The following is a 23,143-nucleotide window of genomic DNA, read 5'->3' as shown; positions in this document are numbered from 1 at the left end:
CTGCCTTCGCCCGGTCAACCGGCGATGATCATGATCCCTGCATGATCCCGGCATGATCCCGGCGCGTGCGCGGAACCGAATTCTCGTCCCGACCGACAGGCCCGCCCACCGTCCCCTCTATAATGACCATGATCGGTTTGCCGGGGATGGTCCCCGCGCAACCGTCCAGTCACGAGGGATAGGATGCAGGCGATCATCGAGCTGCCCGCAGCCATGACGGTCCGTACCGGCGCGGCGTTCCAGGGCCAGCTGCTGGCGGCTTTTGCAGACAATGACGAGGTCATACTCGATGCCGCCGCGGTCGCCGACGTCGATCTGAGCTTCGTGCAGACGGTTTACGCCGCGCGCGACCATGCCGAGCGGCTGGACAAGACGATCCGCCTCGCTTCGCCCGCGCACGGCCCGCTCGCCGCCCTGCTCGCGCGCGGCGGCTTCACCACCGACGCGGATCCCGCCGATCTGCAATTCTGGTTTCACGGAGACCTGCCGCAATGAGTGCGTCCATTCTCACTGTCGATGATTCCCCCAGCCTGCGGATGGCGATCCGGATCGCGCTGAGCGGGGCGGGCTATGCCGTTACCGAAGCGGAGGATGGGGTCGAAGGCCTCAAGGCCGCCACCGCCAACCGGTTCGACCTGATCATCACCGATCTCAACATGCCCAACATGGACGGGCTGACGATGATCCGCGAACTGCGCAAGTCGCCCGACCAGTGCGGCACGCCGATCATCTTCCTGACCACGGAATCGAATGACTCGATAAAACAGCAAGCCAAGGCGGCCGGTGCGACCGGCTGGCTGGTCAAGCCGTTCGTCCCCGAACAGCTCATCAAGGTCTCGCGCAAGGTGCTCGGACGATGAGCGGCCAGGATCCCGTCGCGGCGTTCCGCATCGAAGCCGCCGACCTGCTCGACCAGATCGAGGAGGCGCTGCTCGACCTTGGCCACCGGCTCGACGACCGCGATCTGGTCGATGCGGTGTTCCGGGGCTTGCACACGCTCAAGGGCTCGGGCGCGATGTTCGGGTTCGATGCGCTGGCGACCTTCACGCACCACTGCGAGAGCGCGTTCGATCGCGTCCGCAAGGGGCTGGTCCCGGCGACGCAGGCGCTGGTCGCGGTGATCCTGTCCGCCAAGGACCATATGCGCGCGCTGATCGACGGCGACGGCACGGGCCAGGAGGCCGCCGGTGACGCGATCCTGCAGGCGTTGCAGGCCGCGATCGAAGGCGCGGGTGCCGTCGGGGAACCGGCAGTGGTGGCCCAGCCTGCCAAGGCCGGCTGGCGGCTGTCGTTCCGCTTGCCCCCCGAAGCGATGGCGAACGGGACCAATCCGTTGATGCTGCTCGACGAACTGCGCGAGCTTGGCGAATGCCGGGTGATCGCCCGCGTCGACCGCGTGCCGACGCTGCCCGATCTGGTGCCGGTCGAATGCCATATCGGCTGGGATCTCGAGCTGCACGGCGACATTTCGCGCGGCGATATCGAGGACGTGTTCATCTTCGTGATGGACGACATGGAGCTGTCGATCGAGCCGCTCGGGCCCGACGCCGCACCGGCGGTCGAGGTGGCCGTCGCGCATGCCGTGGCCGACGCGTCCGTTCCCGCCATCCCCGCGCCCGCCGCCACCACGCCCGCCGCGGCGCCGGATGCCGCCGCCCCGGCGAACAGCCGCCAGCCCGCCAAAGCGGGCGAAAGCGTGCGCGTTCCGGCCGAGCGGCTCGACGAGCTGATGGACCGGGTCGGCGAACTGGTGATCGTCCAGAGCCGCCTGTCACAGCTCGCGCATGGCAGCGTGATCGGCATGGAAATGGTGCTGCGTTCGATCTCCGAGGAAATCGAACGGCTCGCGAGCGAACTGCGCGAGACGATGATGGTGCTGCGGATGGTGCCGGTCGCGTCGCTGTTCAGCCGGTTCCGCCGCCTGATCCACGACCTGTCGCGCGAAACCGGCAAGACGATCGAGCTCGAGACCGAGGGCGAGGCGACCGAAGTCGACAAGACCGTGATGGAGCGGCTCGCCGATCCGATGGTCCACCTGATCCGCAACGCGTGCGACCACGGGCTGGAAACCGCCGAGGAACGTATCGCCGCGGGCAAGTCGCCGGTCGGCAAGGTGCGGCTCTCCGCCAGCCAAGCGGGCGGCGAGGTGATGATCACGATCCGCGACGATGGCCGCGGGATCGATCGCGAGCGCGTGCGCGCCAAGGCCGAATCGCAGGGGTTGATCCAGCCGGGTCAGGTGCTGAGCGATTCCGAGATCCTGCACATGATCTTCCACCCCGGCTTCTCAACCGCCGCGACGGTGACCAACCTGTCGGGCCGCGGCGTCGGCATGGACGTGGTCAAGCGCACGATCGAGACGCTGCGCGGCGCGATCGACATCACGAGCAAGCCGGGCGAGGGATCGACCGTCGTGCTGCGCATACCGCTGACGCTGGCGATCATCGACGGGTTGCTCGTCCGGGTCGGCGACGGGCGCTATGTCATCCCGCTCGCCGCGGTCGAGGAATGTATCGAGCTGAGCCTCGAGGACGATCTGCGGTCGCGCGGGCGCAGCTTCATCACGCTGCGCGAACGGCTGGTACCGTTCCTGCGGCTGCGCGAGATGTTCGACACCGGCACGCGGCCCGATCCGCACCAGAAGATCGTCGTCATCGCCACCGGGACCGAGCGCGTCGGGCTGGTCGTCGACCAGATCATCGGCAGCCACCAGACCGTCATCAAGTCGATGTCGCTGCTGCATCAGGCGGTCACCACCTTCGCCGGCGCGACGATCCTCGGCGACGGCGGGGTCGCGCTGATCCTCGACGTCTCGCAACTCGTCGCCTTGGGCCAGCATCAGGAGGAGCGGCTGCGCGCCGCTGGATAAGCCAATGGAAAAGAGCATGGCTCACTGGGACGCGACGGGCGGCCTCGAAGTGCTGACGTTCGATCTCGGCAGCGAAACCTTCGCGCTGGAAGCGGTGCTGGTGCGCGAGATCCTCGACCTGCTGCCCGAAACCGCGGTGCCGGGCGCGCTCGCGCTGGTCGGCAGCGTCGTCAACTTCCGCGGCAAGATCATCCCGATCGCCGACCTGCGGCTCGCCTTCGGCATGCCCGCGGCGGAGGCCACGGTCGACAGCCGGATCGTGGTGATCGAGATGGATGCGCATGGCGAGCCGATCCAGCTCGGCATCCGCACCGACAAGGTCCACGAAGTCGCTACCCTGCGCGAGGCCGACGCCGAAGCGCCGCCCGCGGTCGGGATGCGCTGGCGCCGCGACTATGTCCGCGAGCTGGTGCGCCGCGAAGAGGGCGTGATCGTCCTCCCCGATCTCGCCGCGATCTTCAATCCGCTCACCGGCGGCGACGACGCCGCTGGGCGCGCGTCGGTCCACTGACCGCCTTTCCCCGATCCCGATCTCAGGCCAAAGCCTGCCAGGAGACACGACATCATGCGCGCCACGATACGGATGAAACTAGCGGCGGTTTTCGCCGTGGTTCTGCTCATCTCAGCCGGGATGGGCGTCGTCGGCATCTACAAGATGAACGTCATCAACGCTCAGTCGACCGATATGGCCGAGAACTGGATGCCGAGCATCGACGCGATCCATGCGATCAACACGTCGGCCGCCAATCTGCGTGTCGCGCAATATTACCATGTCGCCTCGACGGACGATGCCAAGATGTCGGCGGTCGAGGCCGAGATGAACGCCACCCTGGCGACGCTTGTACGGCAGCGGGCGCGGTATGAAAAGCTGATCTCCTCAGACGACGAGCGCGCGATCTATGCGCAGTTCGCCGAGAAGTTCGGCCGTTACGTCCAGGAACAGCGCAGGATCCTGCTTCTGTCGCGCGCCAACCAGAATGCCGAGGCGGCGCGTCGGATCGAGGCGAGCAAGGGGCTGTACGACGACTTTTCGGCGGATCTCACCAAGCTGGTCAAGCTGAACGTCGATGGCGGCGCTGCGGCGAGCCGGACCGGGGACGAGGTCTATGCCGCGGCGCGGTCGCTGTTCATCGCGCTGCTCGTCGCGGTCATCGTCATCGGCATCGCCGCCGCGCTCTGGATTTCGCGGCTGGTGTCGCGCGGGCTCGGCAAGATCGCGGAAGCCGTCGACTCGGTCGCCAGCGGCGACCTCGGCCATGAGGTCGTGGTTACCTCAAACGACGAGATCCGCGACGTGGTCGATACCGTCAACCACATGACCCAGACGCTGCGCGGGGTGATCGGCAATGCGGCCGCGGCGGCGAACAACGTCTCGTCGGGCAGCCAGGAACTGTCGGCCAGCGCCGAACAGATGTCGCAGGGCGCGACCGAACAGGCGTCGTCGACCGAACAGGCGTCGTCGGCGATGGAAGAGATGTCCGCCAACATCAAGCAGACCGCCGACAACGCCGCGCAGACCGAGAAGATCGCGCGCCAGTCGTCGAAGGACGCCGAGGCGAGCGGGATCGTGGTCGATCGTGCGGTCGGCGCGATGCGGACGATCGCCGAGAAGATCGGCATCGTCCAGGAAATCGCACGCCAGACCGACCTGCTCGCGCTCAACGCCGCGGTCGAGGCGGCACGCGCGGGCGAGCATGGCCGTGGCTTCGCGGTGGTCGCGTCCGAAGTGCGCAAGCTCGCCGAACGCAGCCAGGGGGCCGCCGCCGAGATCGGCGCGGTGTCGAGCGATACGCTGCGTGCCGCGAGCGAGGCGGGCGACATGCTGACCAAGCTGGTCCCCGACATCCGCCGCACCGCCGAACTGGTCGCCGAGATCAGCGCCGCGTGCCGCGAGCAGGACATCGGTGCCAACCAGATCAATCAGGCGATCCAGCAGCTCGACCAAATCACGCAGCAGAATTCGAGCGCATCCGAACAGATTGCCGGCACGTCGGAGGAACTCGCCGCGCAGGCGCAGGAGCTGCAGGCGACGATCGCCTTCTTCCGCGATGCCGGGGTCGAACGGCCGGTGCGTGTCGCGAAACCGACCCGCGCGCCCGTTGCGCCCGTCCGCAAGCCTACGCCCGCACCGCGCGTCGCCAGGCATCGGCCGGGATCGATCGGAGACCAGAAGGCCCGCCTGAACGGCTTCGCGCTCGACCTGCAACAGGGTGGCGCCGACGACCACGACCGCGCTTTCGAGGCGGCGGCATGACCCAGGGTTTGCGCGCCGTCGATCATCACACCCGCGTCAGGAAGGAAATCTGACCATGCGTCCGACGATCAAGTTGAAACTGGCCGGCGCGTTTGCCGCCGTCCTGCTGATCTGCGCCGCGCTCGGCGTGGTCGGCATCCTGAAGATGAACGCTATCAACGCCCAGTCGACCGAGATCACCGATAACTGGATGCCCAGCATCGATGCGCTCCACCGGATCAACACCGCGACGTCCGACCTGCGCGTCGGCCAATATTATCACGTCGCGTCGACCGATCCGGCCAAGATGACGGAGGTCGAGACCGAGATCAACGCCACGCTCGCCACGCTCAAGCAGCAGCGCGCGCGCTACGAGAAGCTGATCTCGTCGGACCAGGAACGCGCGTCCTACGCGCAATTCTCGGAGAAGTTCGATCGCTACGTTCGCGAGGGCAACCAGATCCTCACGCTTTCGCGCCAGAACCAGAATGCCGAGGCGGCGCGACGGATCGAACAGAGCAAGACGCTGTTCGACGACTTTTCGGGGGATTTGCTCAAACTGGTCAAGCTGAACGTCGATGGCGGCGCGGCGGCGAGCAAGACCGGCGACGACGTCTATGATGCGGCGCGCTCGCTGTTCATCGGCCTGGTCGTGGCGGCGCTGGCGATCGGCATCATCGCCGCGCTGTGGATCTCGCGCACCGTGACGCTGGGGTTGCGCAAGGTCGCCACGGCGATCGATGCGGTGGCGATCGGGGATCTCGACCAGGATGTCGCGGTCACCAGCAACGACGAGATCAAGGACCTCGTCGATACCGTCAACCGCATGACCGCCAATCTGCGTCAGACCTCGCAGCTCGCCGACCAGATTGCCGGCGGCGACCTGACGGTCGATCATCACCCGCTGTCCGACAAGGACACGCTGGGTCTCGCGCTCGCGCGGATGATCGAGCGGTTGCGCGGCGTGGTGGGCGATGCCTCGAGCGCGGCGAACAACGTGTCGTCGGGCAGCCAGGAACTGTCGTCCAGCTCCGAACAGATGTCGCAGGGCGCGACCGAACAGGCCTCGGCGACCGAACAGGCGTCCGCGGCGATGGAAGAGATGTCGGCCAACATCAAGCAGACCGCCGACAATGCCGCGCAGACCGAGAAGATCGCGCGCCAGTCGTCCAAGGACGCCGAGGCGAGCGGGATCGTGGTCGACCGTGCGGTGGGCGCGATGCGGACGATCGCCGAGAAGATCGGCATCGTCCAGGAGATCGCGCGCCAGACCGATCTGCTCGCGCTCAACGCCGCGGTCGAGGCCGCGCGCGCGGGCGAACATGGCCGTGGCTTCGCGGTGGTCGCGTCCGAAGTGCGCAAGCTCGCCGAACGCAGCCAGGGTGCCGCCGCCGAGATCGGCGCGGTGTCGAGCGATACGCTGCGTGCCGCGAGCGAAGCGGGCGACATGCTGACGAAGCTGGTGCCCGACATTCGCCGCACCGCCGAACTCGTCGCCGAGATCAGCGCCGCCTGCCGCGAGCAGGACATCGGTGCCAATCAGATCAACCAGGCGATCCAGCAGCTCGACCAGGTCACGCAGCAGAATTCGAGCGCGTCGGAACAGGTCGCCAGCACATCGGAGGAACTCGCCGCACAGGCCGAGGAACTCCAGGCAAGCATCGCCTATTTCCGGCTCGACACGCATGGCACGCGGCCGGTGAAGGTCGCCAAGCCCTCGGTCGCCAAGACCAGCATGCCGATCCGCAAGGCACCGGTACGCAGCCCGGCCAAGCCCCGCCCCAACTCAGTGGCCGACCAGCAGGCGCGCGCGCAGGGCTTCGCGCTCGATCTCGCCCGGGGTGGCCCAGACGCAGAGGACGCCGATTTCGGCGCACAGGCAGCATGAGCGATACGCATGAAATCCAGGTCGTCACCTTCGGGCTGGGGGCGGAGGTGTTCGCCGTCCCGGTGACGCTCGTCCGCGAGATCCTCGATTATCGCGAGACCTTCCATATTCCCAACGGGCCGGAATATCTGCTCGGCTTGACCGACATGCGCGGGCAGGGGGTGACCACGATCGACTTCCGCCTTCGCCTCGGGCTGCCGCACGCGGACCCGACCCCGAGCACGCGGATCCTGGTGGTCGACGTGCCGCTCGCGGACCGCGCGCTGATGCTGGGGCTGGTGGTGGACCGCGTGCTCGAGGTCAGCACCTTCCGCGGCGACCAGATCGACGCGGCCCCCGATATCGGCGTGCGCTGGCCGTCCGATTATATCGGCGGCGTGGTGAAACGGCCCGATGGCTTCGTCGTGCTGGTCGATATCGCGCGCGTCTTTTCGTCGTCCGACGTCCCGTTGCTGAGCGGGTCGATCGCGCACGCCGCCTGAACCCTTGCGCTCCCGGGGCGACTGTCCCTGGAGCCCTCTACCCGGAGCATCGACGTGCCCAGAGCCGCCGCCACCGCCGCCACTGCCCCCGCACCGATCGGTCCGGCCGGGTCAGGCAACGACCAGATCAGCCACCGCAACTTCGTCAAGATCGCGACCTACATCTACGCCACCGCGGGCATCAAGATGCCCGACAGCAAGAAGACGATGCTCGAGGGGCGGTTGCGACGCCGGATGCGGGCGTTGTCGTTGCCGTCGCTGGATGCCTATTGCGACCATGTGTTCGTCACGGGCGGGCTCGATGCCGAGGCGCTGCACCTGCTCAATGCGGTGACCACGAACAAGACCGACTTCTTCCGCGAACCCCAGCATTTCGACTATCTCGAATCGACGATCCTGCCCGACCTGATCGACCGCCGGGTCGACCGGATCCGCGCGTGGAGCGCCGCCTGCTCGACCGGGCCGGAGCCCTATACGCTGGCGATGGTGCTCGACGATTGGGCGACCAACCGCGGTGGCCCGGCTTACGGCATCCTCGCGACCGATCTCGATACCGACGTGCTCGAAGCGGCGCGGACCGGGATCTACTCTGCCGAAGCGGTCGAGCCGGTGCCGCATGCGCTGCGCCGCTATATCGCGACGTCGCGCGATTCGCGGCGCAGCGAGGTCCGGATCGTGCCCGCGCTGCGCAGCGCGATCGGCTTCGCGCGGATGAACCTGATGGACGAGCGGTATCCGGTTGGGGATCCGATGCACCTCATCTTCTGTCGCAACGTCCTGATCTATTTCGACAGGCCGACGCAGCGCAAAGTGGTGTCGCGGCTGATCGACTGCCTCGTCCCCGGCGGGCACCTGTTTCTCGGCCATGCCGAGTCGGTCGCCGGGCACGATCTGCCGTTGGTGCAGGTCGCCAACACCATCTTCAAGCGGAGCTGAGCAATGAAGAATGGCAAGATCCGCGTCCTCGTCGTCGATGATTCGGCGAGCGTGCGCCACATGATGACCGCGGTGCTGCAGGAGGACCCCGATATCGAGGTGATGGCCGCCGCCGCCGATCCGTTCAGCGCGGCGCGTGCGATCCAGGCGGAAGTCCCCGACGTCATCACGCTCGACGTGGAAATGCCGCGGATGGACGGCATCACCTTCCTGCGCAAACTGATGGGGCAATGCCCGGTGCCGGTGGTGATGTGCTCGTCGCTGACTGAGGACGGCTCCGAAACGCTGTTACAGGCGATGGAGGCGGGCGCGGTCGACGTGATCCTGAAACCCAAGATGGGCGTCGCGGATCATCTGGCGGAGCATAATATGCAGATCCGCGACGTGGTGAAGGCGGCCGCCCGCGCGCGCGTCCGCGGTCGTCCGGCGGGCCATGCTGTCCGCCCGCACACCCCTGAGAAGAAGCTCACCGCCGACGCGATGCTGCCGCCGCCAAGCAGCCGCGCGATGAGCCGCACGACCGAAATGGTGCTGTGCCTGGGTGCCTCGACCGGCGGCACCGAGGCGCTGAGCCAGGTGCTGCGCGCGCTGCCCGCGAACGCGCCGGGGATCGTCGTGGTCCAGCACATGCCCGAAAACTTTACGCGCGCCTTCGCCCGCCGGCTCGACGGGCTGTGCGAGGTCGACGTCAAGGAAGCGAGCGACGGCGACGCCGTGCTGCGCGGCCAGGTGCTGATCGCTCCGGGTGGCGGCAAGCACACGATGCTCGAGCGGCAGGGCGCGCGCTATCATGTCAGCGTGCGCGAGGGCCCGCTGGTGTCGCGGCATCGCCCGTCGGTCGACGTGCTGTTCCGCTCGGCCGCACGGTCCGCGGGGTCGAATGCGGTCGGCGTGATCATGACGGGCATGGGGGACGACGGCGCGCGCGGCCTGCTCGAGATGAAGCAGGCGGGCGCGATCACCTTCGCGCAGGACGAGGCGACCTCGATCGTGTTCGGCATGCCCAAGGAAGCGATCGCGCGCGGCGCGGCGGATCACGTGATCCCGCTCGGGCAGATCGCGCGACAGATGCTGGGCGCGGCGAACCGCTGATGGAGATCGTCGTATCGCCCGGGGCGGAGGAGGTCGCCGCGTCGCCCGAGAGGCTGACGGACGCGCCTGTCGCCGGGTCCGTCGAGGACTCGCGCGCAGGCGGCGGGGCGATGCCGCAGTCGCTGGAGGTGCTGCGGACGGCGCTCGCCGACCTTGCGCTGGGGCTCGATTCGCGCTTCGTCGCTGCCGGCGCGGCGCTCTCGCAGACTTATGAAATCGTCGAACGCCTCATCGCCGCGCTGGAGCGCGTGACGGGCGCGATGGATGCCGACGGCGCGGCGGCTGCGGTGGCCAACATGCGCGCGACGGCGGACCGGCTGATCCGGCTTCCCGAGACGCAAGCAGCGCGCGCGACTGCCCTGCGCGACGTCCAGCAGATCGGCGTGGCGCTGCGCGGCGAGATCAGCCGGGTCAACCGGACACTCAGCTTCCTTCGCATCTGCGGGCTCAACATCAAGGTCGCGTCGGCCGGGATGGCCGAGTTCTCCGATTTCGCCGACGACATGTTCGTGAAGCTGGATGTCGCCGAGGCCGAGATGGCGCGGATCGGGGTCGAGGTCGAGGTGCTGGTGGACTTGGTGCCAAGCGTGTTCCGCGTCGAGCAGCAGCTTACCGCCGAATGCGCGGCGGTCATCCCGCGTGTTCCCGCCAGCCTGGCCGAGGATGCCGGCGCGCTGCAGGCACATCAGACGGTGCTGGCGGCTCGCGCGGCGGAGATCGCCGAGGTCGCGCGCGATGTCCGGTCCAAGCTGGCGACCGCGCTGGGTGCCTTGCAGATCGGCGACATCGCACGGCAGCGGATCGAGCATGTGGTGACCGGGCTCGGCATGATCCACGATGCCGTCGATGCGGATCCCGCGCTGGACGCCGACGGCGCGGCTGCCGTGCGTGGCTATGGGATCGCGATGCTGGCGGCACAGGCGGCCGATACCGCGCGGGATTTCCAGCGCGAGACGCATGTGTTGATGCAGAACCTCCATGGCATCGCGCCGCGCGCCGCCGCGTTGCTGACGTTTCGGCAAAGCGGCGACAATAGCGGCGACAGGGGCGGAGACAGTGGGGGCGGCCAGAGTGAGACGACGTTCCTGTCCGGGCTCGAACGCAGCGTCGCCGAGGCGGAGAGCGTCACCGGTCGGCTGCGCGAGGCGGATGCCCAGTCGCAACGGCTGGGCGAGGCAACCTCTGCGATGGCGGCGCAACTGGCCGCGCGGTTGCGCAACGTCCACCGCGTGAAGGACGACGTCCAGCACATGGCCTGGAACACCGATCTGCGCAGTTACCGGATGGGGGAAGCGGGCCATGGCCTCGCGGTGGTGGCGTCCGAGATCCGCGGCTTTGCCATCGCGCTCGAGGCTATGTCGGGCCGGATCGGCGCATTGTTCGAACGGCTGGCGAGCGCGGCAGGCGCGATCGGCCGCCCCGAGGGAGACGGCGAGGTCACGCAGCCGCTGGCGGAGTCGCTCGACCGGATCCGCGAGGGGAGCATGCGGATGCGCGAGGGGCTGGCCGGGCTGGGCGACGATGCGACCGCGATTTCGGACATGTTGCGCACGACGACCGACAGCGTCGATTGCCATGCAGTGGGTGGCACGCTGGCCGATCACGCGACGCACCTCGCCGGCTTCGGCGCGACCGGAGACGATTGCCCCGACGCGGCAAAGCCCGCGCTGGCCGACCTGCTCGACGCCATCCGGAGCCTCTACACGATGGCGCGCGAACGCGAGATCCACCGCCAGTTCGCGCTGCGGCCGGACGAGGCCACTGCCGCCCCCGCGGCATCGGACGCCGAAGAGGACGACGACGACGACGGCCTGTTCTGACCGGCGCCGCTGGTAGGAAGGCAGGGCAAAGCGTAGCGCAACCATCGCCACGGCACCGACTCCGGCGATCCCGGCAAAGGCGGCACCCCGCCGACCGCCGCCACCGTCAGGCCGGAGAAGATCGCGGCGATCGCGCCCGCGCGCTGCCGAGCCTTCCAAACCGGATCGGCGTTGTGAAGATCGCACACCACATCCGCCACCGCCCTCGCGCGCTCCTTGCTCGAGCTGGCATCGATCAAGTGGTCATGCTCGTCCAATGTCGTCAGCCGTTGAGGCCCTTGCAGGCAAGGAAAGCCTACGCTTCGGCGTAGACGGTATCGATCGTGGGGTGTTCCCCCTCCGGGCTGGGCTGCCGGGCCGATCAAGCTTGATGCGCTTCGACTGCCAGCGTGATGCATCGCTGAGTACCTGTTTTAGCTGATCGGGGGGGGCAGCCCCGTCGACCACGGTCATCTTCCCGCCGGTGATAGCTACGGCGCGACTGTAGGTTCGATAAGCCCCATCCATCGCCCCCAATGGGTACAGCGAAGGGTAAAGTCGTGGGTACGACCATGCCCGATCGCCATGTTGGCGACGAGTGATGATTCAAGTATCTCATGATGGTCGGGGAGACAGGATTCGAACCTGCGACCCCCTGGTCCCAAACCAGGTGCGCTACCAGCCTGCGCCACTCCCCGACTGCGACGGCCCTTAGCCGCTGCTTTCGCCGGATGGCAAGTGGCATCGTGTTTCGCGCGGCGAAAGACGCCCGTCAGGCCGTGTGGCGCGCGGCAGCCGTTACGCCGCGAGGGGCGTACGGCCGCACGTGCGTCGGGCGGGACGATGCGAGGTTCCGATCGCGGCGGGTCTGTGGCAGAGCCCGCTCATGGGTGGGACATCGACAGCAACGGCGCGACTGCGCAGGATCGTTATAGGCTTGGTTGCCGCGCTGGCCGGGAGCAGCCCGGCGCTGGCGCAGGACGATGCGGGGTTTCAGGCGTATCTCGTCGCGCTGCGGCAGCAGGCGCTGGCGGACGGTGTCAGCACGCGCACGGCGGACGCGGTGTTTCCGACGCTGACGCTCAACCAGCGGGTGATCGATCTCGATCGGCAGCAGCCGGGCGCAACCAGCAGCAGCGCGGTCCCGGCGTTCGCGCCGTACCGCGCGCAGCATGTCGACGCGGCGCGGATCGCGCGCGGGCGCCAGACCTATCTGGCGCAACGCTCGCGGTTGCAGCGGATCGAGCAGACCACCGGCGTCCCCGAATCGATCATGGTCGCGATCTGGGGGCATGAGACGAATTACGGCAGCTATACCGGCAATTTCGATCTGCTTCGGTCGCTCGCCAGCCTTGCCTATGAGGGGCGGCGGCGATCGCTGTTCGCGGGCGAGTTCATCGCCGGGCTCAAGATGCTCGATCGCGGCGTGACGCGCGAGCAGCTGAAGGGAAGCTGGGCGGGCGCGACGGGCAATCCGCAGTTCCTGCCGTCGATCTATCTGCGCCTCGCGCGCGACGGCGATGGCGACGGGCGCGCGGATATCTGGAACAGCCCGGCGGATACGCTGGCGTCGATCGGCAATTACTTCGTCGATGCCGGGTGGCGCGCAGGCCAGCCCTGGGGCGTCGCGGTCAGCGTGCCCGCGGGGTTCGATCGGTCGCAGATCCGCAACCGTCTCGTCTCGCCACGCTGCCCGCGCGTCTTCGAGCGGCATAGCGGCTGGCGGACGATCGCCGAATGGCGCGCGCTCGGCATCGCTTCGCAGGCGCGTAGCCTGCCCGCGGACAGCGTGATGGCGACGTTGCTCGAGCCGGACGGGCAGGGGGCGACCGCGTATCTGCTGACGAGCAACTACCGCGTGATCCTCGATTACAATTGTTCGAACTTCTATGCGCTGTCGGTCGGGCTGCTCGCCGATGCGGTCGAGCGCTAGGCCGAATTTACGCGCAACGCGGGCGTGACGCGGTCGCCGGGCGCGGCTATGACCTGCATCACATCCTGCCCACGGATCGAGTTCCCTTTTGCTCACGGAATACCCCATGAAGAAGCTGATCGTCGCACCGCTCGTCGCCCTCGCGCTGGCGCACCCGTCCATCGCCGCTGCGCCCCAGTTCCAGACCGCAGCACCGATCGCCTATATGGAGGACCTGTCGTCGGGCGCAGTGCTGTTCGCGCGCGATGCCGACCGCCGGATGCCACCGGCCTCGCTCGCCAAGATGATGACGGTGTATGTCGCGTTCGACATGGTCAAGAAGGGCGAACTGAAGCTCGACCAGATGATGCCCGTGCGCCCCGAGACCTGGGCGAAATGGCATGGCCCGTCAGCGGGTTCGACGATGTTCCTCTCGTCGGGTGAGAATGTCAGCGTCGCCAATCTGCTGTACGGGATCGTCACGCTGTCGGGCAACGACGCGTGCATCGTGCTCGCCGAGGGGATTTCGGGCTCGGAGCAGGCGTTCACCGAGCGGATGAACCGCAAGGCGGCCGAACTGGGTCTCAAGGACAGCCATTTCGGCACTGCGAACGGCTGGCCCGACAACGGCGTGACCTATGTCACGGCGCATGATCTCGCCAAGCTCGCCGCGGCGACGATCACCAACTATCCCGATCTGTACAAGCAATTCTATTCGAAGCGCGACTTCACCTGGGGCAAGACGATGGGTGGCAGCGCGATCACCCAGGCGAACCGCGATCCGATCCTCGGTCGCGTCGCGGGCGCCGATGGTCTCAAGACCGGTCATACCGAGGAGGCCGGCTATGGCTTCACCGGCTCGGCGGTGCAGAACGGCCGTCGCCTCGTGATGGTCGTCGCCGGTCTGACGAGCTCGGGCCAGCGCGCCGAGGAATCGGTCCGCTTCATGGAATGGGGCTTCCGCGCGTGGCAGTCCAAGCCGATCGTCGCCAAGGGCAAGAAGGTCGAGACCGCCGCGGTTCAGCTTGGCGACGCGTCGTCGGTCGGGCTTATCGCGCCCAAGGCGCTGACCGTGACGTTGCCCGCGGGCACCTCGCCGACGATGACCGCCAAGGTCGTTTATGATGGCCCGATCAAGGCGCCGATCAAGGCGGGGCAGCATGTCGCGGATCTCGTCGTCACGACATCCGACGGCCTGCAGCAGACGATGCCGCTGGTCGCTGAGAAGGACGTCGCCGAGGCCGGCTTCTTCGGTCGCGCCTGGGCAGGACTGACCGGCTTTTTCGGCTGATGATGCCCGCGCCGATGGCGGTGCAGGCATGACGCCGATCATCGGCAACACCGCCGCGCAGGCTGCCTTTCTGGCCGCGATGCGCGGTGGCGCGTTGCATCATGCCTGGCTGATCACCGGCCCGCAGGGGGTCGGCAAGGCCAGCTTCGCGCGCGCCGCGGCGATGCGGATGCTGGCGGATGCGGCCGATCCCGATGGCGGGTCGGCCGGGTGGGAGGTTCCGGAAGGAAATCGGACGCGGTCGCTGATGGAGGCCGGGTCGCACCCTGACTTCCGCGTGCTTGCCCGGTTGCCCAAGGATCCCGAAAAGCCCGACCAGGATCTCGCGCGCAGCATCACGATCGCGCAGGTCCGGACGTTGCAGCCTCTGTTCGCGACGACTCCGTCGATGAGCCCGCGCCGCGTGATCATTATCGATGCGATCGACGATCTGGAGCGGGGCGGGGCGAATGCCCTGCTCAAGAACCTTGAGGAGCCGCCGGCGGGGACGATCTTCCTGCTCGTCAGCCACGCGCCGGGACGGTTGCTGCCGACGATCCGTTCGCGCTGTCGCCTGTTGCGGTTCGAGGCGCTCGACAGCGGCGAGGTCGCGACCGCGATCCGGACGCTGCGCCCCGAGGCGGACGAGGACGAGGTGGCTGCACTGGTTCGTGCGAGCGACGGTGCACCCGGACGCGCGCTGCGCTATGCCGGGCTCGACATCGCGGCGATCGACGACGCCATCGCGGCGATTGCGCAGGGCGGTGACCGTGACAACGGGCTTAGGCTGAAACTGGCCAAGGCGCTGGCGTTGAAGACGGCGCAACCGCGCTATGAGGCGTTTCTCGATCGCGCGCCCGCGTTCATCGCCGACGCCGCACGGATCCGGTCGGGGCCGGCGCTGCGGTCCGCGCTCGACGCGCATGCCGCGGCACGCGACCTGGCGGGGGCCGCGATTGGCCTGTCGCTCGATGCGCAGGCGACGGTGTTCGAGATGGCGGGGATCGTCGCGACATTACGCCAGTGATCGCCTGCACAGGCTTCACCTGATCGGGGCGATGCTCTAGGAGCGCGGCATGGCCGACCCCTTTTATATCACCACCGCAATCCACTATCCCAATGGCCGTCCGCATATCGGCCATGCGTACGAGATGATCGCCGCCGATGCGATCGCCCGCTTCCAGCGTCAGGCCGGGCGCGACGTGCTGTTCCAGACCGGCACCGACGAGCATGGCCTCAAGATGGTCCAGACCGCACGCGAGCGCGATATCCCGGTGCGCGACCTAGCCAATGAAATGTCGTCGTATTTCCATGAGATGGCGGATCGTCTTGGCATCTCGTACGACCGGTTCATCCGCACTGTCGACGAGGATCACTACGCGGCGAGCGCGGCAATCTGGCAGGCGATGGCGGATGCGGGCGACCTGTATCTCGATCGGTACGAGGGCTGGTATTCGGTCCGTGACGAGGCGTTCTACGACGAGTCCGAGCTGACCGGGGAGGGCGACGATCGCCGCTCGCCGCAAGGTACGCCGGTCGAATGGACCGCCGAGGAAACCTGGTTCTTCCGCCTGTCGAAATATCAGCAGCCGCTGCTCGATCTCTTTGCCGCCAACCCCGACTTCATCCGCCCCGAGAGCCGCCGCAACGAGGTGATGCGCTTCGTCGAGGGCGGGCTGAAGGATCTGTCGGTCTCGCGCACCAGCTTCGACTGGGGCGTGCCCGTCCCCGGCAGCCCCGGCCATGTCATGTATGTGTGGGTCGACGCGCTCACCAACTATCTGACCGGTATCGGCTATCCCGACATGACCGGCGACAAGGCGAAATACTGGCCGGCGGATATCCATCTGATCGGCAAGGATATCGTTCGTTTCCACGCGGTGTACTGGCCGGCGTTCCTGCTCTCGGCGGGGGTTCCGCTGCCCAAGAGCGTGTTCGGGCACGGCTTCCTGCTCACGCGTGGCGAGAAGATGTCGAAGTCGGTCGGCAACGTCGTCGATCCGATGGCGCTGGCGGATGCGTTCGGCGTCGATGCGCTGCGCTATTTCTTCCTGCGCGACGTCAGCTTCGGCCAGGATGGCAGCTACTCGCCCGAGGCGATCGTCACGCGCGTCAATGCCGAGCTGGCGAACAGTTTTGGCAACCTTGCGCAGCGGACCTTGTCGTTCATTGCCAAGAACTTGGGCGGCGAATTTCCCACGGCGGGTACGGTCCTGGAGGCCGATGCGATGCTGATCGAGGAGGTCGTCGTCGCCTGTTCCGGGTTCAAGTCGGGGTTCGCGGACCTCGCATTGTCCCAGGGGATCGAGGCGTGGATGCGCGGCGTGTTCGCGTGCAACCAGTATATCGACGCGCAGGCACCCTGGGCGTTGCGCAAGACCGATCCCGAGCGGATGAACGCGGTGCTCGGCACGCTGGTCCGCGCGATCCGCATGCTCGCGATCGCGATCCTGCCGGTCGTGCCGGACTCGGCGGGCAAGGTGCTCGACCAGATCGGCGCGACCGAGCGCGATCATGCCGCGATCGACGACGATGGCTGGTACGACCGCGTCGCCGCCTCCGACTTCCGCATCGCGCCGCCTGCGCCGGTGTTCCCCCGTCTCGAACTGCCTGCGGAGGCCTGATGCTCGCCGACAGCCATTGCCATCTGAACTATAAGGGCCTCGTCGAGGACCAGCAGGCGGTACTCGAGCGCGCCCGTGCGCGCGGCGTGATAGCGATGCTCAACATCTCGACGCGCGAGAGCGAGTGGGACGATATCGTCGCTACCGCCGAGCGCGAGCCCGATGTCTGGGCGACGATCGGGATCCACCCGAACGAGGCGGATACTTATCCCGACGTCGATGCCGCCAAGCTCGTCGCGCGCGCGCAGCATCCGCGCGTCGTCGGGCTCGGCGAAAGCGGTCTGGACTATTTCCGCGATACGTCGGACCGCGCACGCCAGCAGGCGAGCTTTCGCGCGCACATCGCGGCGTCGCGCGAGACCGGCCTGCCGATCGTCGTCCACACCCGCGATGCCGAGGACGATACCGCGGCGATCATGGCGGAAGAGATGGCGAAGGGGGCCTATCCGGGCGTCATCCACTGCTTCACCGCGAGCGGCGCCTTTGCCGACAAGGCGCTGGACATGGGGCTGTATATCTCGATCTCGGGAATCGTGACGTTCAAGAACGCGTGCGACCTGCAGGAGACCGCCGCGCGGTTGCCGATCGAGCGACTGCTGATCGAGACCGACGCGCCGTTCCTCGCGCCCGTGCCGCATCGGGGCAAGACTGGCGAGCCCGGTTTCGTCGCCGACACCGCCAAGTTTCTCGCCGACCTGCGCGGCGAAACTGTCGAGGACTTGTCGCGACGTACCGCCGAGAATTTCCACGCGCTGTTCGCCAAGACGCGGGTGTCCGGGGCGATCGCATGAAGATCACGATCCTCGGTTCGGGCACGTCCTCCGGCGTGCCGAGGATCGGCAATGACTGGGGCGACTGCGACCCGACCGAGCCGCGCAATCGCCGCACGCGCGCGTCCGCGCTGGTCGAGCATGACGGTACGCGGATCCTGATCGATACGAGCCCCGACATGCGCGAACAGCTGCTCGCGGCGGATATCGACCGGGTCGATGCGGTGATCTGGACGCACGATCACGCGGATCACTGCCACGGGATCGACGATCTGCGGCAGCTGTTCCACGCAAGCGGTACGCCCGTTCGCGGCTATGCGCGGCCCTTCACGCTCGCGGCGCTCGATGCGCGCTTCACCTATGCGTTTCATGGTCGCCCCGGTTACCCGCCGACGATCGCGGCCGAGGTGTTGCCCGACCGGCTGACGATCGGCGGTATCGATATCCGTGTGACCGACCAGCCACACGGCAGCATCCACGCCGCTGGCCTGCGGTTCGGGGCGGCGGGCGTGTCGATCGGATATGCGACCGATTTCAACGTGATGACCGATGATATGGCCACGCTGTATCAGGACCTGGACGTCTGGGTCGTCGACGTTCTGCGAAGGCGTCCGCATCCGACGCACATGGCGTTGCCCGCCATACTCGGATGGGTCGAACGCCTGACGCCCAGGCAGACTGCGTTGATCCATATGGACAATACGATGGACTATGCGACGTTGTGCGACGAGCTGCCAGCCGGTGTCGAACCTGGTTATGACGGGCTCGTGCTAACCGCCTGACGGCCGCACGAGCCCGAGGCTCAGAACCCCTTTTTCAGCGAGACGAAGAACTGGCGCGGGGTGCCGGCCAGCAGCGTCTGGTTGTCGCCGCTGGCGGTGAAGCCGTTCGAGCCGATCGTCGCGATGTACTTCTTGTCGGTCAGGTTGGTGACGCTGCCCAGGATCGAGACGCCGTGCAACGCGCCGTCGCCCTCGAAGCGATAGCCGATGCTCGCATCGACGAGCACGCGCCCGGGCACCGACTGGTCGTTGAGATAGGTGAAGTAGCGCTTGCTCATGTAATCGGCACCGACGCGTGCGGTGAAGCCCGACTGTTCCAGGACGACCTCGCCCTTGAGCATGTGCTCGGGGCTGTCGACGGCCATCTTGCCATCGGTTGCCACGAGCACTGCGCCGGTCGCGGACAGGACGTTATCGGCATATTTCGATTTGTTGTACGAATAGCTGGCGAACAGCGACAGGGGCCGGAACACGCGGTAATTCACCGCAACCTCTGCGCCGTAGGTATGGACGCTGCCGACGTTATTGAGCGTCGCGGGGTTGCCGATGATCCCGGCGCCGTTGGCAAAGCCGAGCAGGCGGTTGGCGAAATCGATGTAATAGCCGACCGCCGACGCCTGGAACGGTCCGGTCCGGAAGCGCAGGCCGCCCTCCGCGGTCTTGGAGCGTTCGGGCTTCAAGCGGCCGCGGATTGCGTCGAACCCTGCCTGCGTGGTCGAGAACGGGCCGGTCGTCGCCGACGAGACATAGGCGCGAACGTTTTCCTTATAGTCGGCAAAGAGTTCGGTCGACGGCGCGAGCTTGAACAGGATGCCCGCCTGGGGCTGGAACCAGTCCTTCGCAGTGATCCGTCCGATCGCGAGCGGCGAGGTCGTCGCGGGCAGCATCACCGCGCGGTTGACGACGTAGAAGCCCTTCCACCCGGCGTTCAGCGTCAGCCGGTCGTCGGCGAGCCGGATCGTGTCGCCGACATGATATTGCATCGTGTCGGTGCTGTACTTCCCATCCCACTGCGTCCGGTACGGGTTCTTCTGGAATTCCAGCGTGTCACGGTTGGGCGTCGCGCTGTCGGTCATGCCGTAGAAGCGGCGCGCCTGCGTGAACGTGTTGCTCTCGAGCCAGCCGCCGACCTCCAGCGTGTTCGCCGACGTCTCATACACCAGATTGCTCAGCGCGCCGCCGCGCTTCATCGCATATTCGGTCGTGCGGAAGCCGAGCGGGCTTGCCGCGGCGATCGGTGTGCCATCGGCGTTTGCGGCGCCGGCCGGGGTCGGCGAATAGGGCGTGATCCACGATCCCTGGCCCTTGTTGTCATGATAATAGCCGGTCGTGGTCAGCGACAATTCGGGCGTCAGATGCGCGTCGAACGTGACCCCGCCCAGATAGTCGCGACGCAGGCCGCCCGCATCGTAATAGGCGTCGTCGACCGTGCCGAACCCTGACGGAAACGTCGTGCCGGCGCCCGTCCAGGGCTGCGCGGTGCCAGCGGCAACCGCGGCCTGGTTCTGCGCGACCTTGGCGATCTGCAGCGCCAGCGGGTAATTGTCGGCGATGTTGTCGTTGCGCAGCCCACGCCGGTTGATGATGTCGAGGCTGAGATCCTGATAGTCCTGCTCGCGACGATCCGAGAAGTTCAGGAACGCCGACAGGCTGCCGAGTGTGCCTAAATCCTTGACGATCTTGCCGTTGGCCTGGTGCTGGCGCTGGACGCCGTCGCCCTTCCACTTGTCGGTCGAGAGATAGCCATAGCTCAGATAGCCCTTGAGCCCGCCGCCGAGATCGCCGCTGTCGATGCGGGTGAACGCGCGATAGGTGTTGTCCGATCCGTAGGTCCCGCCGCCGGTGACGTTGACCGTATCGCGCGGTGCGTCGCTGAAGAACTCGATCGTGCCGCCGAGGTTGCTCGTCGAGGCGGTGCCGAGCGCGCCTGCGCCCTGCGCCACGTCGGTGCGGGCGACGTTCTCGGAAATGATCGCGCGGCTGATGTGCAGGCCGTTGACGTTGCCATAGCTCATGTCGCCGAGCGGTACGCCGTCGAGCGTGAAGCCGAGCTGGTTCTGGTTGAACCCGCGCAGCGAGATCCGCACCGCCCATTCATAGGCGCCGAACGGGTCGGCCGCCTGGAAATTGACCCCCGGCAGCTTCTCGATCGCCTTTAACGGGCTCGAGCCGGGCGTGAGGCGGTTGAGATCGGCTGCGGTGATGCTCTGGATCTGGCGGCTCTGGCCGAAGCCGAGCACGACGATGTCTTCGCCAGTGCCCTGAGCTGCATCGGTGGCTACGCCGTCGGCCGGGAGCGGCTGGTCCGCTGGCGCCAGCGCCGGGGAAGGGGCGTTTTGCGCGACGGCGGGTGCAGCGATCGCCAGCACGGCGACGCTGGCGAAAAGGCCGGAAAGACGGTTCATGATGGTCCCCTTCGCTGCCATGGCGCAGCGTCCACCGCGCCCATCGGCGTGGCGCGTTACCGGGCGACGACGTTTCGATGACGTTTCGATGTCCGGTACGTATTTCTGCGACGCTCGTTTGCACGGCCGAAATTTCGCGGGGCCAGCGTGACCGATCCGCAACACCGGGCACGATCGCCGCTGCCTGGAGAAACTTGCGGCAGATTAGATCCGTGCGTGCGGAACCGATCGCGCCGGCGACGCTTTGATTCGGGTGAACCGCATGCGCCCGACGACGACCGGTCGCGGAAGACGTTGCGGGTCATCACATGGGAAAAGCACGCGCAATGGCTCATACAATCGCGGATATCATGGCGCTCACGCTCGCGGACGCCGGCGTCAAGCGCATCTGGGGCGTGACCGGCGACAGCCTCAACGGCCTAAACGAGACGCTCCGCAAGCTGGGGCGGATCGACTGGATGATGACCCGCCACGAAGAGGTCGCGGCGTTCGCGGCCGGGGCGGAGGCGGCGATGACGGGCGAGCTCGCGGTCTGCGCGGGGAGTTGCGGGCCGGGCAATCTGCACCTGATCAACGGGCTGTTCGACTGTCACCGCAACCATGTGCCGGTGCTCGCGATCGCCGCGCATATTCCGTCGTCCGAGATCGGGCTGGGTTATTTCCAGGAGACGCATCCGCAAGAGTTGTTCCGCGAATGCAGCCACTTCGTCGAGCTCGTTACCAACCCGGCGCAGATGCCCGAGGTGATGCACCGGGCAATGCGCGCGGCGATCGGCAAGCGTGGCGTCGCGGTGATCGTCGTGCCCGGCGACGTGGCCTTGCTCGACGCGCCCAAGGGCGCGACGGGGACGTTCCCCGCGCTGAACGCGCCGCGGATCGTGCCCAACGCTGCCGATATCGATACGCTCGTCACGCTGCTCGATGACGCGAAGGCGGTGACTTTGCTCTGCGGGGCGGGGTGCGCGGGACAGCATGATGCGGTCGTGGCGCTGGCCGATACGCTCGGCGCGCCGGTGGTCCATGCGCTGCGCGGCAAGGAGCATGTCGAATGGGACAATCCGTTCGATGTCGGGATGACCGGGCTGATCGGTTTCTCGTCGGGCTATCAGGCGATGGAGAATTGCGATCTGCTGTTGATGCTCGGCAGCGATTTTCCGTATCGCAACTTCTATCCCAAGGACGCGAAGATCGTTCAAGTCGATCGCGATCCGTCGCAGCTCGGCAAGCGCGCGCCGCTCGAGCTCGGGATCGTCGGCGACGTGGGCGAGACGATCGCCGCGCTGCTGCCGCGTCTGGAGCGGCGCGCCGATCGCACGTTCATCGATGCCGCACGCAAACATTATGCGAGCGCGCGCAAGGGGCTGGACGATCTGGCCACGCCGTCCAAACCCGGCCGCCCGATCCATCCGCAATATCTGGCGAAGGTGCTGAGCGATCTGGCAGCGGACGATGCGGTCATCTCCGCGGACGTCGGCACGCCGACTGCCTGGGCGTGCCGCTACATCACCGTGAACGGCCGCAGGCGCTTGCTGTTCTCGGCAAACCATGGATCGATGGCGAACGCGCTCGCGCAGGCGATCGGCGCGCAGGCGGCCTGTCCCGGGCGTCAGGTCATCTCGCTGTCGGGGGATGGCGGGTTCGCGATGTCGATGGGCGATCTGTTGACGCTCAAACAGCTCGACCTGCCGGTAAAGATCGTGATCGTCGACAATGGCGAACTGGGTTTCGTCGCGCTGGAGCAAAAGGCGGGTGGGTTCCTCGACGTCAACGTCAAGCTGGAGAATCCGGATTTCGCGATGATCGCGCAGGCGTCGGGGATGCTCGGCATCACCGTGACCGAGTCTGCCGACCTGAAGGAGTCGTTGCGCCGTGCGTTTGCGCATGACGGTCCGGCACTCGTTTCGGTGAAGACGGCGTCGTATGAATTGCTGATGCCGCCGTCGATCAAGGCCGAACAGGCGAAGGGGTTCAGCCTCTACATGGCCAAGGCGATCCTCAACGGTCGCGGCGATGAAGTGATCGAACTGGCCAAGACGAATTTGCGGATGGCTCTGCCTGGCCTCTGAGCCGGGCCGCATGCG

At 67.0% G+C, this 23,143-nt stretch carries 18 protein-coding genes and 1 tRNA gene; 17 read left to right on the top strand and 2 right to left on the bottom strand.

The window, feature by feature from the left end; all coding sequences use genetic code 11:
• Positions 1–183 precede the first annotated feature (183 nt).
• From ASE79_RS09485 to ASE79_RS09440, 10 genes are all read left to right on the top strand, one after another.
• Entirely contained in the window at positions 184–495 is a 312-nt protein-coding gene (locus ASE79_RS09485; RefSeq protein ID WP_082445206.1) for an STAS domain-containing protein, read from the top strand.
• Positions 492–860: a response regulator gene (locus ASE79_RS09480; protein ID WP_056415174.1), complete on the top strand. Its 369-nt coding sequence runs from the start codon at positions 492–494 to the stop codon at positions 858–860. The genes ASE79_RS09485 and ASE79_RS09480 overlap by 4 nt, the downstream gene beginning before the upstream one ends.
• Positions 857–2,869 carry a chemotaxis protein CheA gene (locus ASE79_RS09475; protein ID WP_056415171.1) on the top strand — a complete coding sequence of 671 codons (2,013 nt, stop codon included), beginning with the start codon at positions 857–859 and terminating at the stop codon, positions 2,867–2,869. Before ASE79_RS09480 ends, ASE79_RS09475 begins: the two co-directional genes overlap by 4 nt.
• Positions 2,870–2,873: 4 nt before the next feature.
• Positions 2,874–3,380 (top strand): chemotaxis protein CheW, encoded by a 507-nt coding sequence (locus ASE79_RS09470; RefSeq protein ID WP_056415169.1) that lies wholly within the window; start codon positions 2,874–2,876, stop codon positions 3,378–3,380.
• A gap of 54 nt (positions 3,381–3,434) precedes the next feature.
• A complete protein-coding gene (locus tag ASE79_RS09465; RefSeq protein WP_056415166.1) occupies positions 3,435–5,123 on the top strand; it encodes a methyl-accepting chemotaxis protein in 1,689 nt (562 codons plus the stop codon).
• Positions 5,124–5,178: 55 nt separating this feature from the next.
• Positions 5,179–6,990 carry a methyl-accepting chemotaxis protein gene (locus tag ASE79_RS09460; RefSeq protein ID WP_056415163.1) on the top strand — a complete coding sequence of 604 codons (1,812 nt, stop codon included), beginning with the start codon at positions 5,179–5,181 and terminating at the stop codon, positions 6,988–6,990.
• A complete protein-coding gene (locus ASE79_RS09455) occupies positions 6,987–7,472 on the top strand; it encodes a chemotaxis protein CheW (protein ID WP_056415160.1) in 486 nt (161 codons plus the stop codon). Before ASE79_RS09460 ends, ASE79_RS09455 begins: the two co-directional genes overlap by 4 nt.
• 126 nt (positions 7,473–7,598) lie before the next feature.
• Positions 7,599–8,408 carry a CheR family methyltransferase gene (locus ASE79_RS09450; protein ID WP_056415819.1) on the top strand — a complete coding sequence of 270 codons (810 nt, stop codon included), beginning with the start codon at positions 7,599–7,601 and terminating at the stop codon, positions 8,406–8,408.
• Positions 8,409–8,411: 3 nt separating this feature from the next.
• Entirely contained in the window at positions 8,412–9,500 is a 1,089-nt protein-coding gene (locus ASE79_RS09445; protein WP_056415157.1) for a protein-glutamate methylesterase/protein-glutamine glutaminase, read from the top strand.
• Entirely contained in the window at positions 9,500–11,320 is a 1,821-nt protein-coding gene (locus ASE79_RS09440; protein ID WP_235516830.1) for a hypothetical protein, read from the top strand. Before ASE79_RS09445 ends, ASE79_RS09440 begins: the two co-directional genes overlap by 1 nt.
• A gap of 600 nt (positions 11,321–11,920) precedes the next feature.
• On the opposite strand, the gene ASE79_RS09435 is transcribed toward ASE79_RS09440, so the two are convergent.
• Positions 11,921–11,997: transfer RNA gene (locus ASE79_RS09435), tRNA-Pro, on the bottom strand.
• Between the two features lie 188 nt (positions 11,998–12,185).
• On the opposite strand from ASE79_RS09435, the gene ASE79_RS09430 reads away from it, so the two are divergent.
• From ASE79_RS09430 to ASE79_RS09405, 6 genes are all read left to right on the top strand, one after another.
• The gene (locus tag ASE79_RS09430; RefSeq protein WP_056415154.1) at positions 12,186–13,232 is read left to right on the top strand and encodes a lytic murein transglycosylase; all 1,047 of its coding nucleotides are present in this window, start codon (positions 12,186–12,188) and stop codon (positions 13,230–13,232) included.
• A 106-nt stretch (positions 13,233–13,338) separates the two neighbouring features.
• The gene (locus ASE79_RS09425; RefSeq protein WP_056415151.1) at positions 13,339–14,502 is read left to right on the top strand and encodes a D-alanyl-D-alanine carboxypeptidase family protein; all 1,164 of its coding nucleotides are present in this window, start codon (positions 13,339–13,341) and stop codon (positions 14,500–14,502) included.
• A gap of 28 nt (positions 14,503–14,530) precedes the next feature.
• Entirely contained in the window at positions 14,531–15,508 is a 978-nt protein-coding gene (locus ASE79_RS09420) for an AAA family ATPase (protein ID WP_056415146.1), read from the top strand.
• A 49-nt stretch (positions 15,509–15,557) separates the two neighbouring features.
• Positions 15,558–17,105, top strand: coding sequence for a methionine--tRNA ligase (metG, locus tag ASE79_RS09415; RefSeq protein WP_056415144.1), 1,548 nt, complete (start codon positions 15,558–15,560; stop codon positions 17,103–17,105).
• On the top strand, positions 17,105–17,896 hold the full coding sequence (locus ASE79_RS09410; protein ID WP_056415142.1) for a TatD family hydrolase: 792 nt from the start codon (positions 17,105–17,107) through the stop codon (positions 17,894–17,896). Before metG ends, ASE79_RS09410 begins: the two co-directional genes overlap by 1 nt.
• Positions 17,893–18,657 carry an MBL fold metallo-hydrolase gene (locus ASE79_RS09405; RefSeq protein WP_056415139.1) on the top strand — a complete coding sequence of 255 codons (765 nt, stop codon included), beginning with the start codon at positions 17,893–17,895 and terminating at the stop codon, positions 18,655–18,657. The genes ASE79_RS09410 and ASE79_RS09405 overlap by 4 nt, the downstream gene beginning before the upstream one ends.
• A 20-nt stretch (positions 18,658–18,677) precedes the next feature.
• Here ASE79_RS09405 and ASE79_RS09400 read toward each other — a convergent pair whose 3' ends face one another.
• Complete coding sequence (locus ASE79_RS09400) at positions 18,678–21,062, bottom strand: TonB-dependent receptor (protein ID WP_200910346.1); 2,385 nt, start codon at positions 21,060–21,062, stop codon at positions 18,678–18,680.
• Positions 21,063–21,388: 326 nt separating this feature from the next.
• On the opposite strand from ASE79_RS09400, the gene poxB reads away from it, so the two are divergent.
• Entirely contained in the window at positions 21,389–23,128 is a 1,740-nt protein-coding gene (gene poxB / locus ASE79_RS09395; RefSeq protein ID WP_056415137.1) for a ubiquinone-dependent pyruvate dehydrogenase, read from the top strand.
• The last annotated feature ends 15 nt before the right edge of the window (positions 23,129–23,143 follow it).

Source organism: Sphingomonas sp. Leaf28, assembly GCF_001421685.1.
GTDB classification, from domain to species: domain Bacteria; phylum Pseudomonadota; class Alphaproteobacteria; order Sphingomonadales; family Sphingomonadaceae; genus Sphingomonas; species Sphingomonas aurantiaca.
The sequence above is the reverse complement of the archived record's forward strand: the minus strand, read 5'-3'. Positions and strand labels throughout refer to the sequence as shown.

Coding starts and splice junctions, on each gene's coding strand:
- ASE79_RS09485 (WP_082445206.1), top strand. CDS start 184: ATGCAGGCGATCATCGAGCTGCCCGCAGCCATGACGGTCCGTACCGGC.
- ASE79_RS09480 (WP_056415174.1), top strand. CDS start 492: ATGAGTGCGTCCATTCTCACTGTCGATGATTCCCCCAGCCTGCGGATG.
- ASE79_RS09475 (WP_056415171.1), top strand. CDS start 857: ATGAGCGGCCAGGATCCCGTCGCGGCGTTCCGCATCGAAGCCGCCGAC.
- ASE79_RS09470 (WP_056415169.1), top strand. CDS start 2,874: ATGGAAAAGAGCATGGCTCACTGGGACGCGACGGGCGGCCTCGAAGTG.
- ASE79_RS09465 (WP_056415166.1), top strand. CDS start 3,435: ATGCGCGCCACGATACGGATGAAACTAGCGGCGGTTTTCGCCGTGGTT.
- ASE79_RS09460 (WP_056415163.1), top strand. CDS start 5,179: ATGCGTCCGACGATCAAGTTGAAACTGGCCGGCGCGTTTGCCGCCGTC.
- ASE79_RS09455 (WP_056415160.1), top strand. CDS start 6,987: ATGAGCGATACGCATGAAATCCAGGTCGTCACCTTCGGGCTGGGGGCG.
- ASE79_RS09445 (WP_056415157.1), top strand. CDS start 8,412: ATGAAGAATGGCAAGATCCGCGTCCTCGTCGTCGATGATTCGGCGAGC.
- ASE79_RS09440 (WP_235516830.1), top strand. CDS start 9,500: ATGGAGATCGTCGTATCGCCCGGGGCGGAGGAGGTCGCCGCGTCGCCC.
- ASE79_RS09430 (WP_056415154.1), top strand. CDS start 12,186: ATGGGTGGGACATCGACAGCAACGGCGCGACTGCGCAGGATCGTTATA.
- ASE79_RS09425 (WP_056415151.1), top strand. CDS start 13,339: ATGAAGAAGCTGATCGTCGCACCGCTCGTCGCCCTCGCGCTGGCGCAC.
- ASE79_RS09420 (WP_056415146.1), top strand. CDS start 14,531: ATGACGCCGATCATCGGCAACACCGCCGCGCAGGCTGCCTTTCTGGCC.
- metG (WP_056415144.1), top strand. CDS start 15,558: ATGGCCGACCCCTTTTATATCACCACCGCAATCCACTATCCCAATGGC.
- ASE79_RS09410 (WP_056415142.1), top strand. CDS start 17,105: ATGCTCGCCGACAGCCATTGCCATCTGAACTATAAGGGCCTCGTCGAG.
- ASE79_RS09405 (WP_056415139.1), top strand. CDS start 17,893: ATGAAGATCACGATCCTCGGTTCGGGCACGTCCTCCGGCGTGCCGAGG.
- ASE79_RS09400 (WP_200910346.1), bottom strand. CDS start 21,062: ATGAACCGTCTTTCCGGCCTTTTCGCCAGCGTCGCCGTGCTGGCGATC.
- poxB (WP_056415137.1), top strand. CDS start 21,389: ATGGCTCATACAATCGCGGATATCATGGCGCTCACGCTCGCGGACGCC.